The 12,638-nt window shown below is 71.9% G+C and carries 14 protein-coding genes; 5 read left to right on the top strand and 9 right to left on the bottom strand.

From position 1 onward, the window contains the following. Positions 1-122 precede the first annotated feature (122 nt). The 3 genes from dapF to miaA all read right to left on the bottom strand — a co-directional run bounded on the left by dapF (position 123) and on the right by miaA (position 2,728). A complete protein-coding gene (gene dapF, locus AC07F0_RS18165; RefSeq protein ID WP_478979984.1) occupies positions 123-995 on the bottom strand; it encodes a diaminopimelate epimerase in 873 nt (290 codons plus the stop codon). Positions 996-1,132: 137 nt separating this feature from the next. Beyond that, entirely contained in the window at positions 1,133-1,681 is a 549-nt protein-coding gene (locus AC07F0_RS18160; protein ID WP_478980437.1) for a hypothetical protein, read from the bottom strand. Between the two features lie 108 nt (positions 1,682-1,789). Beyond that, positions 1,790-2,728 (bottom strand): tRNA (adenosine(37)-N6)-dimethylallyltransferase MiaA, encoded by a 939-nt coding sequence (gene miaA / locus AC07F0_RS18155; protein WP_478979982.1) that lies wholly within the window; start codon positions 2,726-2,728, stop codon positions 1,790-1,792. Positions 2,729-2,910: 182 nt separating this feature from the next. Between miaA and AC07F0_RS18150 the strand changes: the two genes are divergently transcribed. Continuing rightward, positions 2,911-3,183, top strand: a complete 273-nt coding sequence (locus AC07F0_RS18150; protein WP_478979980.1) for a hypothetical protein — start codon at positions 2,911-2,913, stop codon at positions 3,181-3,183. Positions 3,184-3,209: 26 nt separating this feature from the next. After that, positions 3,210-3,581, top strand: a complete 372-nt coding sequence (locus AC07F0_RS18145; protein ID WP_478979978.1) for an antitoxin — start codon at positions 3,210-3,212, stop codon at positions 3,579-3,581. A 137-nt stretch (positions 3,582-3,718) separates the two neighbouring features. Here the strand turns inward: AC07F0_RS18145 and AC07F0_RS18140 are convergent, their stop codons facing one another. The 4 genes from AC07F0_RS18140 to AC07F0_RS18125 form a co-directional block, all read right to left on the bottom strand. Further along, positions 3,719-4,432 carry a class III extradiol dioxygenase subunit B-like domain-containing protein gene (locus AC07F0_RS18140; protein WP_478979976.1) on the bottom strand — a complete coding sequence of 238 codons (714 nt, stop codon included), beginning with the start codon at positions 4,430-4,432 and terminating at the stop codon, positions 3,719-3,721. An 82-nt stretch (positions 4,433-4,514) separates the two neighbouring features. Continuing rightward, positions 4,515-6,038, bottom strand: a complete 1,524-nt coding sequence (gene miaB, locus AC07F0_RS18135; RefSeq protein ID WP_478979975.1) for a tRNA (N6-isopentenyl adenosine(37)-C2)-methylthiotransferase MiaB — start codon at positions 6,036-6,038, stop codon at positions 4,515-4,517. A 64-nt stretch (positions 6,039-6,102) separates the two neighbouring features. Further along, the gene (locus tag AC07F0_RS18130; RefSeq protein WP_478979973.1) at positions 6,103-6,756 is read right to left on the bottom strand and encodes a response regulator; all 654 of its coding nucleotides are present in this window, start codon (positions 6,754-6,756) and stop codon (positions 6,103-6,105) included. Then, positions 6,756-7,817, bottom strand: coding sequence for a sensor histidine kinase (locus AC07F0_RS18125; RefSeq protein ID WP_478979972.1), 1,062 nt, complete (start codon positions 7,815-7,817; stop codon positions 6,756-6,758). Before AC07F0_RS18125 ends, AC07F0_RS18130 begins: the two co-directional genes overlap by 1 nt. Before the next feature lie 102 nt (positions 7,818-7,919). On the opposite strand from AC07F0_RS18125, the gene AC07F0_RS18120 reads away from it, so the two are divergent. Beyond that, positions 7,920-8,405: a cation:proton antiporter regulatory subunit gene (locus AC07F0_RS18120; RefSeq protein ID WP_436730058.1), complete on the top strand. Its 486-nt coding sequence runs from the start codon at positions 7,920-7,922 to the stop codon at positions 8,403-8,405. 4 nt (positions 8,406-8,409) lie between these two features. Continuing rightward, positions 8,410-9,633, top strand: coding sequence for a cation:proton antiporter (locus AC07F0_RS18115; RefSeq protein WP_478979970.1), 1,224 nt, complete (start codon positions 8,410-8,412; stop codon positions 9,631-9,633). A 66-nt stretch (positions 9,634-9,699) separates the two neighbouring features. Here the strand turns inward: AC07F0_RS18115 and AC07F0_RS18110 are convergent, their stop codons facing one another. Beyond that, a complete protein-coding gene (locus AC07F0_RS18110; protein ID WP_020276293.1) occupies positions 9,700-10,107 on the bottom strand; it encodes a pyrophosphohydrolase domain-containing protein in 408 nt (135 codons plus the stop codon). A 97-nt stretch (positions 10,108-10,204) separates the two neighbouring features. On the opposite strand from AC07F0_RS18110, the gene AC07F0_RS18105 reads away from it, so the two are divergent. Next, on the top strand, positions 10,205-11,206 hold the full coding sequence (locus tag AC07F0_RS18105; protein ID WP_478979969.1) for a TAXI family TRAP transporter solute-binding subunit: 1,002 nt from the start codon (positions 10,205-10,207) through the stop codon (positions 11,204-11,206). 27 nt (positions 11,207-11,233) lie between these two features. On the opposite strand, the gene AC07F0_RS18100 is transcribed toward AC07F0_RS18105, so the two are convergent. Further along, entirely contained in the window at positions 11,234-12,637 is a 1,404-nt protein-coding gene (locus AC07F0_RS18100; protein ID WP_478979968.1) for a sensor histidine kinase, read from the bottom strand. Between the last annotated feature and the right edge of the window lies 1 nt (position 12,638).

Here is a 12,638-nt window from a genome sequence, read left to right as displayed (position 1 = left end):
TGCACCCCGGTACCTCGTGGCCTTTACGGTTTCGTTCCCGCCAAGTGGCCGGTTCCATGCGACTGTTTCGGGTCGTACGGCCGACATCGCGCAGTGTTTTCCGGACGGCCGGCCGCGCCCGCTCACGCGCGCGTGGCGGTCGCCAGCCACTCCGCGTCGATCTCGCCCTCGGCCACGATCACCGCGGGGCCGGTCATCTCGATCTCGCCATCGGGCCGCTCGGTGATCACCAGGGTGCCGCCGGGCACGTCCACGGTGTACGTCGCCGGGGTGCCGGTGGCCGTCGGGTCGGCACCGTCGCGGCGGGCGGCGGCCACGGCGACCGCGCACGCGCCCGTGCCGCAGGAGCGGGTCTCGCCGGCGCCGCGCTCGTGCACGCGCAGCGCGACGTGCCCGGGGCCCCGGTCGACCACGAACTCGACGTTCACGCCGTCCGGGTATGCGGCGGCCGGACTGAAGGGTGGCGGCGAGAGCAGGTCACCGGCGTGGGACAGGTCGTCCACGAAGGCGACCGCGTGCGGGTTGCCCATGTTCACGTTCCGCGCGGGCCAGCTGCGCTCGCCGACGCTCACCGTGACGTCGCCCTCGGGGAGCAGCGCCTTGCCCATGCCCACGGTGACCTCGCCGTCCTTGGCGATGTGCACGGTCTTCACGCCCCCGCGCGTGGCGACGGCGAGGTCCCCCTCGGCGACGTGTCCGGCGCGCTGGAGGTAGCGTGCGAACACCCGCACGCCATTGCCGCACATCTCCGCGATCGAGCCGTCGCCGTTGCGGTAGTCCATGAACCACTCCGCCTCGGGCGCCATGGCCTTCGCCTCGGGGTGCGCCGCGGATCGCACCACGTGCAGCAGTCCGTCACCGCCGATGCCCGCACGGCGGTCGCAGAGGACGGCGACGGCGGCCGGGGGCAGGTCGATGTCGTTCTCGGGGTCCGGGACGATCACGAAGTCGTTCTCGGTGCCGTGGCCCTTGAGGAAGGGGATCCGCGTGCTCATTCCTCGATCGTACGGTCTGCTCCGAGGTGAGGGCCCGGCGGATTCGTCGTGGGTGTGCTGATGCTTCGGGGTGTGCGGTGCGTCGTGGCTTGTCGCGCAGTTCCCCGCGCCCCTTACGGGCGCCCCAGCATGCGGCTCTAGCGGAGTCTTGCTACGCGCCAGACCGCCAGTACGACCACCGCTGCCACCATCACCGCGTACGCGAGGACGACCCGCCAGTCCGGTCTGCGGCCCGATCCCTTGGCCGGCAGGCCCGGAAGGGTGTAGCCCACGCGGCGGGCGGCCATCATGCCCCAGCCGGCCGCGCACGAGCAGATCAGCAGCCCGAGCATGGCGATCACGGCCCCGCTGTCGCCGAAGTCGAAGGCGAGCGGGAACGCGAACATCAGGGAGCCGAGCGCGGCCAGGCTCACGATGGGTGCGAGCTGCCAGATGCGCAGCCTGCGCTGCGGGCGCAGCTCGACCTCGACCTCGCCCGCGAACATCTCCTCGGGCTCGGGGCCGTCGTCCGTCACACCCTGCATCTCGTCGGGACCGTCGGAGCTGAGACGGTCCGACTCCTGCTCCGGTCCGTTCCCGTACTCCGGTCCGTCCCGGCGCTCCGGGTCATCCCGGCGCTCGGGGTCATCCCGGTCGGCGGTGATGTGATCGGTGCCTTGTGCGGTGTCGCGAGGGCCGGCCTCCATCGCCACGCGCCCTCCCAACTAGGACTCAACTTGGTCGATCGAAGCTCGATGATGGCACGCCACCGCAGGCCCGGATGGCGGCCTGGGCGTCCCGATGCCATGACGTGATCAGGCTGTAACCGGTCGTTCGACCAAAGACAGCGCGAGCTGCGGAAGTTCTGTGCGATCGGCCGCGGCCCCACTCAACCAGTGCACCCGGGGATCGCGCCTGAACCATGAATCCTGACGGCGCGCGAAGCGCTTGGTGGCACGCACGGTCTCGGCCCGCGCGTCCTCCAGGGTGCACTCCCCGGCGAGCGCCGCGAGCACCTGCTGGTAGCCGAGCGCGCGCGAGGCGGTACGCCCCTCGCGCAACCCTTGTGCCTCCAGTGCGCGCACCTCGTCCACGAGGCCGGCCTCCCACATCCGGTCGACCCGGCGCGCGATGCGCTCGTCCAGCTCGGGCCGGGCCACGTCGACGCCGATCTGGATCGTGTCGTACACGGAGTCGTGCCCGGGGAGGTTGGCGGTGAAGGGCCTGCCGGTGATCTCGATCACCTCCAGGGCCCGGACGACCCGGCGGCCGTTGCTCGGCAGGATCGCCCGCGCGGCCTCCGGGTCGGCGGCGGCCAGCCGGGCGTGCAGCGCGCCCGAGCCGCGCAGCGTGAGTTCCTCCTCCAGGCGGGCGCGGACCTGGGGGTCGGTGCCGGGGAACTCCAGGTTGTCGACGGCCCCGCGCACATACAGTCCGGAACCGCCCACCAGGATCGGCCAGCGGCCCTCGGCGAGCAGGGCCTCGATCCGCTCGCGGGCCAGGCGCTGGTACTCGGCGACGGACGCCGTGACGGTCACGTCCCAGATGTCCAGCAGGTGGTGGGGTACGCCACCGCGCTCTTCGGGCGTCAGCTTGGCGGTGCCGATATCCATCCCTCGGTAGAGCTGCATGGAGTCGGCGTTGACGATCTCACCGCCGAGACGCTGGGCCAGGAAGACGCCCAGATCGGACTTTCCGGCCGCAGTCGGTCCGACGACGGCGATGACGCGGGGGGCGGGGGGTGCACTGCTCACGGACCCAGTCTCGCAAACCTCGAACCCTGCTCTCGAACGAGTTACGTGACGCCACGGCCGCGGGGTCGTTGCCCGTTGCGAGGTTCCTGCCGCCGGATCACAGAGGCGGTGGCCCGGGTCGCGCAAACGGACGCACCGGGCGACGCGGGATTTCGCCCGCACGAGTAACGTATGGAGTGGATATGGGCGTTTTTGCACGACTTCTCCGGCGGTCCAAGGCCACGGAGGAGGCGGCCACTGCCGCCGAGACTCAGGCCGACCAGGCGACGGCCGGGACCACGGCGGAGGAAACGGCAGGGGAAGAGGCGGCGAAGGGGGCTGACGGGGCATCGGAAGCGGCCGAGCCGGTGGTGGAGACTGCCGAAGTCACGGAGACCGAAGGCGTCGACATCCCCAAGCAGCAGTCCACCGACAAGGCGGCCGACCACGAGGCCGGCGAGGGCGCCCGCACCTGACCGCCCCGCGCGAGGGAAGGTGAACCATGGGTCTCCTGGAGAACGTGAAGGCCAAACTGGGCCCGGCCAAGGGCAAGGTCTCAGACCTCGCACAGCGGCACGAGGACAAGATCCAGCACGGCCTCGACAAGGCCGCGCAGGTCGTCGACAAGAGGACCAAGGGCAAGTACAGCGACAGGATCCAGTCGGGCACGGGCAAGGCCAAGGGCGCCGTGGACCGACTCGCGCACAAGGGCGACAGCGGGCCGGGCACGGGCCGCACGACGCCGCCGCCGGGCCCGGCCGGCACCATGCCGTCGGACGCGGGTCGTACGGCACCTTCGGACATGGGCCGCACGGCACCGCCGCGGGACGCCGGAGGCACCCCACCGCCGGACGCACCACCGCCCACTTCCTGAGCGCACATCGACGCACCAGGTCATGACCACACATCGGCACACCGAAGGGCACATCGGCGGACGGCCGCGGAGCACGAGGGCTCCCGGCCGTCCGCCGTTTCCCGTGTTTCGCTGCGGGGGCCGTCCTGCCGCCAGGGCTACGACCAGGTGGCCACCAGGTACCCCACCCCGTACGGCGCGTCCTCGTACAGCAGTGATCCGCCGAGGTCCGCGCCCTCGGCCGCGCCCGCCAGGACCTGCCAGGGCGCCCGGCCGGAGGCCTTCAGCTCGCGCGCCAGCCCTGTGTCCAGGGCCGTGAGCGCGGCCACGTCCGCCGTGCCGAGTGCGCGCGCGACCTCCGCGTCGAAGGGCGCCGCCCGTTCGTCCAGATATCCAGGGGCCTTGAGCGTCCGGCACGCGCTGGCATCCCCCATCACCAGCAGCGCCACCCGCTCGGCCCGTGAGGCGAGGTCCCGTCCGATCCGGCCGCACAGCTCGGGCTCGAGCCGGTCCCCCACGCCGAGTCCCTCGACCGGGGCGTCGGACCACCCGGTCCGCTCCAGCAGCCATGCGGCCACCGCCAGCGAGTACGGTAGCCGTTGGTCCGCGGGCGGGCCGGCGTCCCGTCCCAGCCCTACGTCGAGATCGACGCCGAAGCCCCGGAACGAGCCCCGTGTGCCCTCCCGGTAGGCCACGGGCCCCTCACTCTCCACCGGCCCGACGACCACGAGCCGGCCGGGCCGGGCGGCGGCGAGCACGCCGAGCGCGTCCGTGCAGGCGGCCCGCGCGGCGTCCAACTCTCCAGCGGCGCCGGCGGCGACGTCCGGCACCAGTAGGGGTGGGCAGGGGCAGACAGCGGCGGCGACAAGCATGATCGGCAGGGTAACCCAGCAGGACACAGGCCCTGCCGAGCCCAGCCCGGTCAGGACCGGCCGCGGCCGGCCGCAGCCCGGCTCAGTCGCAGCCGCAGCCGCTCGCCGCCACCGGGAGCGGCTCCGGTACGCCGATCTTCGGCAGGCCCAGGAGCACGCCGGCCGGCTGGGCCGGCTTGCCCGCCTTCTCGGCGTTGCGCTTCTCCCAGGCGTCGCCCGCGCGCGTGCGGCGCACGTCCAGCACGGGGCCCTCGGCGAGAAGGTGGTGCGGGGCGGCGTAGGTGATCTCGACCGTGACCACGTCGCCGGGGCGGACCTCCTGGTCCGGCTTGGTGAAGTGGACGAGGCGGTTGTCGGGGGCGCGGCCGGACAGGCGGTGGGTGCTGTCGTCCTTGCGGCCCTCACCCTCGGCGACCATCAGCTCCAGCGTGCGGCCGACCTGCTTCTTGTTCTCCTCCCAGGAGATCTCCTCCTGGAGGGCGACCAGACGCTCGTAGCGCTCCTGAACGACCTTCTTGGGGATCTGGCCGTCCATCTCGGCGGCCGGGGTGCCCGGGCGCTTGGAGTACTGGAAGGTGAAGGCCTGGGCGAAGCGGGCCTCGCGCACCACGTGCAGCGTCTGCTCGAAGTCCTCGTCGGTCTCGCCGGGGAAGCCCACGATGATGTCGGTGCTGATCGCCGCGTGCGGGATGGCGGCGCGGACCTTCTCGATGATCCCCAGGTAGCGGTCCTGACGGTAGGAGCGGCGCATGGCCTTCAGGACCGTGTCCGAGCCGGACTGGAGCGGCATGTGCAGCTGCGGCATCACGTTCGGCGTCTCGGCCATGGCGGCGATGACGTCGTCGGTGAAGTCGCGCGGGTGCGGGGAGGTGAAACGGACGCGCTCCAGGCCTTCGATCTTCCCGCAGGCGCGCAGCAGCTTGCTGAAGGCCTCGCGGTCGCCGATGTCGGAGCCGTACGCGTTGACGTTCTGCCCGAGGAGCGTGATCTCGGAGACACCCTCGGCGACCAGGGCCTCGATCTCGGCGAGGATGTCGCCGGGGCGGCGGTCCTTCTCCTTGCCGCGCAGGGCCGGCACGATGCAGAAGGTGCAGGTGTTGTTGCAGCCGACGGAGATGGAGACCCAGGCCGCGTACGCGCTCTCGCGCCGCGTCGGCAGCGTCGAGGGGAACGCTTCCAGCGACTCGGCGATCTCGACCTGCGCCTCCTCCTGCACACGCGCGCGTTCCAGCAGGACCGGCAGCTTGCCGATGTTGTGTGTGCCGAAGACGACGTCCACCCAGGGCGCCTTCTTCACGATGGTGTCGCGGTCCTTCTGCGCGAGGCAGCCGCCGACCGCGATCTGCATGCCCGGGCGGGCGGCCTTCTTCGGCGCGAGGTGGCCGAGGTTGCCGTACAGCTTGTTGTCGGCGTTCTCCCGCACGGCGCAGGTGTTGAAGACGACGACGTCGGCCTCGTCGGCGCCCTCGGGGGCGCGGACGTAGCCCGCGTCCTCCAGCAGACCGGCCAATCGCTCGGAGTCGTGGACGTTCATCTGGCACCCGTAGGTGCGTACCTCATATGTGCGCGTGCCGCCCACTGACTGGCTCCGGTCGATGCTGCTCATGGGGACAAGGGTAGGCGGTCGCCGGGAGTGGCTCGCCCGCCTGTGGACAACCCGGGGCCCGGGCTCACGCCTCGATGAGACCGGCGCGGATCGCGTACCTGGTCAGCTCCAGACGGTCGCGCATGCCGAGCTTCTGGAGGAGGTTGGCGCGGTGGCGTTCGACCGTCTTGGCGCTGATGAAGAGGAGTTCGCCGATCTCCTTGGAGGTGTGGCCCTCGGCGACCAGCTTGAGGATCTCCTCCTCGCGTTCGGTGATGGCGCGTTCCGGCAGGCCGTCGCCACGGTGCAGCCGCTCCAGGTAGGAGCGGACGAGGGCCCGCTCGGCGCCCGGGTAGATGAACGGCTCGTCGCGCACGGCCGCCCGGCAGGCCTCGACCAGGTCGCGGTCGGCGACGGACTTGAGGACGTAGCCGCTGGCTCCGGCCCTGAGCGCCTCGAAGAAGTACTCCTCGTTGTCGTACATCGTCAGGATGAGGATGTGCAGGTCGGGGAGCCGGCGGGAGAGTTCCCGGGCCGCCTGGAGGCCGGTCATGCGGGGCATGGCGACGTCCAGGACGGCCAGGTCGACGGCGGTGTCCCGGGCCTTGGCGACGGCCTCGGCCCCGTCCCCGGCCTCGGCCACGACCGTCAGGTCGGGCTCCCCGTCGAGGATGAGGCGCACGCCCCGGCGCACGAGGGTGTGGTCGTCGGCGAGCAGGACACGGATCGGTGTGGACATCAGCGGGGTCCTTCGGTCGCTGGTTCGCGCGAGGTCACCGGGATGCGCAGCCGTACGTCGGTGCCCCCGCCCGGTGCCGGTTCCAGGGTGAGAGCGGCCCCGATCAGCAGCGCGCGTTCGCGCATGCCCGTGATGCCGGAGCCCTCGGGGGCGTCGCCGAGGCCCGTGCCGTTGTCGCGTACGAGGAGTTCGACGCCGCCGGGGACCGGCCGGAGGCGGAGTTCGGCACGGTCGGCACCGGCGTGCCGGGCGGTGTTGGTCACGCCTTCCTGGGCCACTCGGTAGACGACGAGTTCCGATTCCGGGGTCAGGGCGGGGAGGTCGCCGGTGACGTGGTGGCGCACGGTCAGCCCGTGGGTCGTGAACTCGGCGGCGAGCGAGCGCAGGGCGCTGGCGAGACCGAGTTCCTCCAGGACGCCGGGGCGCAGCCGCCGGGCGATCCGGCGGATCTCGTCCAGGCCGGCCCGGGTCGCCTCCTGCGCCTGGCCGACCTCGTCACGCAGGTCTTCGGGCGCCCGGTCCGCGACGCGCTTGAGCTGGAGCAGGACGGCGGTCAGAGTCTGTCCCACCTCGTCGTGGAGCTCCCGGGCGATCCGGTGCCGTTCGCTCTCCTGTGCGGACAGCGCCCGGGCGGTGCCCGCGGCACGCTCGGCCTCCAGCCGGTCGAGCATCGCGTTGTACGTCGTGATCAGCCCGGCCGTCTCCGCGGGTCCCGCGACCACCGGGCGGGAGCCCGGACGCAGCAGGTCCACGGTGGCCATGGCCCGGTCGAGCCGTTGCAGGGGCCCGAGGCCGAAGCGCAGTACGAGCGCGTTGCCGGTGAGCAGCACCGCCAGGCCGCCGAGCAGGACGAGTGCCTCGCCCGCCAGGACGGGGGTCGACACGGTGACCGGGCCGAGCAGCAACGCGGTGGCCACGACCAGGCCGGCCGCGTTGAGCGAGAAGATCCGCCAGAACAACGACACGTTCCTGGATCCGTTCCTTCCGGACTTCGCGTATGCCACCGCCCCCTCCACCCTGTCCGGCGACCGGCCGCTGCGTATATCCGTCACGACACCCATGTCGCCACCGTACGGCTGGATGACAGCATGCGGATTTGACCCGTCCGTTGATCGACACCGTTCACCAGACCGAGAAAAGCCAGACGAACAAGGGGAAGAAACGTGTCAGCTCCGCGCCTGAGGGCGACGCCGCTGCCGGGCATCGGGGTCCAGTACGACCTGGAGACCCGGGAACACCGCCATCTGTCGGTGGTGGCGCACCGCGACGGCACGCGCACGGTGAACGTGTACCGGGCCGACGACCCGGACTCCTGCGCGCAGTCGCTGCGGCTGACCGGTGCGGAGGCGGGGTCGCTGATCGACGCGCTGAAGCCGTCCCACCACAGCCCGAGCCTGCTGTACACCACGGACTTGGGGCTGGTCGCCGAGCGGATCGAGGTGGCCGCGACCTCGCGCTGGAACGGGCGGGTGCTGGGCGACACGCGGATGCGTACGGAGACGGGCGCGTCGGTCGTGGCGGTGCTGCGCCGGGCCGAGGCCATCCCCTCTCCCGCGCCGGACTTCCGGCTGGCGGGCGGTGACACGCTGATCGTCGTCGGTACCCGTGAGGGCGTCGACGCCGCCGCGACGATACTCGGTCGGGAGTGAGCAGGTGCATTCCGCGGTTCTGCTGATCGAGTTCGGTTCCATCATCCTCGGCCTCGGCCTGCTCGGCCGGTTCGCCGCCCGTTTCCGGCTCTCGCCGATACCGCTGTACCTGCTGGCCGGTCTGGCCTTCGGCGAGGGCGGTCTGCTGCCGCTGGGCGCGAGCGAGGAGTTCGTGGCCACCGGCGCCGAGATCGGCGTCATCCTGCTGCTGTTGATGCTGGGTCTGGAGTACACGGCGAGCGACCTGGTCTCCAACCTCAAGACCCATTACCCGTCCGGCCTGGTCGACTGCGCGCTCAACGCGCTGCCGGGGGCGGCGGTGGCGCTGGTGCTCGGCTGGGGGCCGGTGGCCGCCGTCGTCCTCGCCGGTGTCACCTGGATCTCGTCGTCCGGCGTGATCGCGAAGGTGCTCGGCGATCTGGGCCGGGTCGGCAACCGGGAGACGCCGGTGATCCTCAGCGTGCTCGTGCTGGAGGACCTCGCGATGGCGGTGTATCTGCCCATCGTCACGGCGCTGGTGGCCGGAGCCGGGCTGCTGGCCGGCAGCCTGACCCTGGCGATCGCTCTGGGCGCGGCGGGCATCGTCCTGTTCCTGGCCCTGCGCTACGGCAGGGTGATCTCCCGCTTCGTCTCCAGCGACGACCCGGAGAAGCTGCTGCTGGTCGTGCTGGGTCTGACGATCCTGGTCGCGGGTGTGGCACAGCAGCTCCAGGTGTCGGCGGCCGTGGGGGCCTTCCTGGTGGGCATCGCGCTGTCGGGAGAGGTGGCGGAGGGTGCGCACACGCTCCTCAGCCCCCTGCGTGACCTGTTCGCGGCGGTGTTCTTCGTCTTCTTCGGACTGCACACCGACCCGTCCAGCATCCCGCCCGTTCTGCTGCCCGCCCTGGGCCTGGCCGTCGTCACCGCCCTGACGAAGATCGCCACCGGCTACTGGGCGGCGCGGCGGGCCGGGGTCTCCGTCAAGGGCCGCTGGCGTGCGGGCGGTGCGCTGGTGGCCCGTGGCGAGTTCTCGATCGTCATCGCAGGTCTGGCCGTCTCGGCGGGCATCGAACCGTCCCTCGGCCCCCTGGCCACGGCCTACGTCCTCATCCTGGTCGTCCTGGGCCCGCTCACGGCGCGCTACACGGAGCCCGTGGCGACCTGGTGGACCCGGCGCCGTGAGCCACGCCGGGACACGGCGCAGACGGCGCCGCGCGCCACGGAGGCGGACGCGCAGGTGGCCGACTGAGGGGCGGCGCCGAAGGAGACACGGCGGGAACGGGGCAGGGGAGCCGCCGCCGGCCCGGGCGGCGGCTCAGGCGCCCGCCGCCGGTTCCCACCCCTGCTTCCTCAGCACCCCCGGCACATCCGGTGCCTCGTAGTGCTCCCCCTTGAGCACCTTGCCGTCCTCGCGGCGGGAGACGGAGCCGTCGGGACCGATCTTGGTCATGTTGGAACGGTGGATCTCGGCCAGTACCGCGTCGAGGTCGATGCCATGGACGAGGGCGGTGCCGTACGCCACGTAGACGACATCGGCCAGTTCGTGGGCGAGACGGTCGAGCGGGCCCGTCACCGACACCTCGGCGACCTCCGCGGCCTCCTCCGCGAGGAGTTCGCCGCGGTGGGCGGCGAGTTCCGGGGACACCTCCGTCGGGGTACTGCGGGCGTCCAGGCCGAAGGCGAGGTGGAATTCACGGACCAGGTCAGCGGGCGAGGAGCTCATGGGGCCGACTGTAGTGGCCGCCACTGACACTCCCCCGCCCCCACCGTGTGAGCCCGCCCCTGGTCAGCGGGGCACCACGGCTGGCAGGATCTCGCGCATGCCCAAGACGTTCCCCCCTCTCGGCAGGCGCCGGGCCCTTCAGGGTGGCGCCGCCGCCCTCGTGGTCCTCGGGCTGCTGCTGTGGTGGCTGCGCCCCTGGGCCGAGGAGCCTCCGGGCGGGACGATCAGGTTCAGCACGGGCACCCAGGCGGGGGTCTACCACGAGTACGGCAAGCTCCTGCGCACCGAGATCGACAAGGACATGCCCGATCTGCGGGTGCGGTTGCTGACCAGTGCCGGTTCGCAGGAGAACGTCGCGGACGTGGCGACGGGCAAGGCCGACTTCGCGATCGCCGCTGCCGACGCGGTCGCCACGTACAAGCTCGACAACGGCACGGGCGCCGACCGGCTGCGCGGTGTCGCGCGCCTGTACGACGACTACGCCCAACTCGTCGTGCCGCCGGACTCGGACATCCGCTCCGTCGCGGACCTGCGCGGCAAGCGCGTGGCCATAGGGCTGCCGAACTCCGGCGTACGGCTGATCGCGAACGGCGTGCTCAGGGCGGCCGGCATCGACCCGGAGAAGGACATCAAGCCGTCGTCGGACGGCATCGACACCGGGCCCAAACGGCTGGGACACGGACTCGACGCGTTCTTCTGGTCCGGCGGACTGCCCACGGACGGGCTCAGCCGGCTGGCGAAGAAGTCGGCGTCGGCCTTCCGCTTCGTGCCGATCGACGTCGGCCTCGTGGCCAAGCTGCACGACCAGGGCGGCGCCACGCGCTACTACCGCGCCACCAAGATGCCGGAGTCGGCCTACCCCACGATCCAGCGCGGCGACCCGGTCCCCACCCTGGCGGTGTCCAACCTGCTGGTCACGCGCGACGACATGGACCCCCGGCTCACCGAGTGGCTGACCCGTACAGTGATCGACAGCCGGGACGGCATCGGCTCGACCGTCCACTCCGCCCAGCTGGTCGACGTCCGCACGGCGATCTACACCGATCCGCTCAAGCTGCACGACGGGGCCCGGCGCTACTACCGGTCCGTCAAGCCGTAGCCCGCCCTCGACCCCGCTTCGGCTTCGCTACGCCGGTCCGACCCTGGGCACCGTCACCGTCACCTTCAGCCCGTGCGGCTCGTGACGGTCGTACGCGATCGAACCGCCGCCCGCCGCGAGCAACGCCCGCGCGATGGACAGGCCGAGGCCCGAGCCCTTGATGTTCTGGTGGCGGCTGCTGCGCCAGAAGCGGTCACCGATGCGGGCCAGTTCCTCGTCGGTGAGGCCCGGCCCCTGGTCGGTGACGACGACGGTGGAGGTGTCGCCGTTGCGGGCGACGGTCACCTCGACGGTCCGGCCCTCGGGCGTGAACTTCACCGCGTTGTCGATGATCCCGTCCAGCGCGCTGGACAGCGCCACCGGGTCGGCCCACGCGGTCGTCGGCGGGCAGTCGCCCACCAGGCGTACGCCCTTGGCCTCGGCGGTCGGGGACCAGGCCGCGACCCGTTCGGCGGCGAGCCCGCCGATGTCGGTGATCTTCAGATCGGCCTCGGTGTGCTCGGCCAGCGCCAGGTCGAGCAGATCGTCCAGGACCTGCGCGAGGCGTTTGCCCTCGGACTGGACCGAGGCGATCTCCTTGTTGCCCTCGGGCAGCTCGAAGGAGAGCAGCTCGATGCGCAGCAGCAGCGCCGCGAGCGGGTTGCGCAGCTGATGCGAGGCATCGGCGACGAAGGCGCGCTGCTGCTCCAGCACGTCCTCTACGTTGTCCGCCATCTCGTTGAACGACCGGGCCAGGCGCCTGAGTTCCGGCGGACCGCCGGCGGCCGCGACCCGGGACTTCAGCCGCCCCGTGGCGATGTCGTGGGTGGTGGCGTCCAGCACCCGTACGGGCTTGAGCACCCAGCCGGTCAGCCGCAGGGCGGCACCGACGGCCAGCAGCATCGCGGCGAACTCCCCCGCGCCGATGACCAGCCAGCCGTGCAGCGTGCGCGAGCGCAGCTGCCCGGTGGGCGAGTCGGTGACGACGACCGCGACGACGTCGCCGTCCCTGATGACCGGCGACGCGACCACCAGGTTGCGGCGCTGCCAGGGCCACACCTGCCGCGGGTCGTGGCTGCGGCGGCTGAGCAGCGCCTCGCCGAAGGCGTCGCGTACCTCACCCTCCTTCGGCAGGGACCACCGGGCGGGTGCGTGGGCCATGGCACTGCCGCTGCGGTAGAAGACACCGGCGCGGATGCCGTAGACCGTGTAGTAGCTGTCGAGTTCGCGGCTGAGCGTGGCCAGGCGCTCGTTCTCGAACGCGCTGGCGGTCCCGGTGGGCGAGTCGGTGACGAACTGGGCGAGAGCCGCGAAGCGTGCCGTGTCGTCGATGCGGTCCACGACGACCTTCTGCTGCTGGGCGCCGGCCAGACTGACGGCGAGCGGGACGCCGAGCGCGAGCAGCACCGCCGCCATCAGGACGATCAGCAGCGGGAGCAGACGAGTGCGCACG

It is taken from the genome of Streptomyces sp. NPDC045955 (assembly GCF_056430805.1).
This window is presented reverse-complemented; position numbering and strand designations above follow the sequence as displayed.

What these genes read in the sequence shown, in the direction of transcription:
- AC07F0_RS18140 (WP_478979976.1), bottom strand. Translation starts at nt 4,432, where the DNA reads ATGCTTGTCGCCGCCGCTGTCTGCCCCTGCCCACCCCTACTGGTGCCG.
- AC07F0_RS18130 (WP_478979973.1), bottom strand. Translation starts at nt 6,756, where the DNA reads ATGTCCACACCGATCCGTGTCCTGCTCGCCGACGACCACACCCTCGTG.
- AC07F0_RS18105 (WP_478979969.1), top strand. Translation starts at nt 10,205, where the DNA reads ATGCCCAAGACGTTCCCCCCTCTCGGCAGGCGCCGGGCCCTTCAGGGT.
- AC07F0_RS18160 (WP_478980437.1), bottom strand. Translation starts at nt 1,681, where the DNA reads ATGGAGGCCGGCCCTCGCGACACCGCACAAGGCACCGATCACATCACC.
- AC07F0_RS18145 (WP_478979978.1), top strand. Translation starts at nt 3,210, where the DNA reads ATGGGTCTCCTGGAGAACGTGAAGGCCAAACTGGGCCCGGCCAAGGGC.
- miaB (WP_478979975.1), bottom strand. Translation starts at nt 6,038, where the DNA reads ATGAGCAGCATCGACCGGAGCCAGTCAGTGGGCGGCACGCGCACATAT.
- AC07F0_RS18110 (WP_020276293.1), bottom strand. Translation starts at nt 10,107, where the DNA reads ATGAGCTCCTCGCCCGCTGACCTGGTCCGTGAATTCCACCTCGCCTTC.
- AC07F0_RS18125 (WP_478979972.1), bottom strand. Translation starts at nt 7,817, where the DNA reads ATGGGTGTCGTGACGGATATACGCAGCGGCCGGTCGCCGGACAGGGTG.
- dapF (WP_478979984.1), bottom strand. Translation starts at nt 995, where the DNA reads ATGAGCACGCGGATCCCCTTCCTCAAGGGCCACGGCACCGAGAACGAC.
- AC07F0_RS18150 (WP_478979980.1), top strand. Translation starts at nt 2,911, where the DNA reads ATGGGCGTTTTTGCACGACTTCTCCGGCGGTCCAAGGCCACGGAGGAG.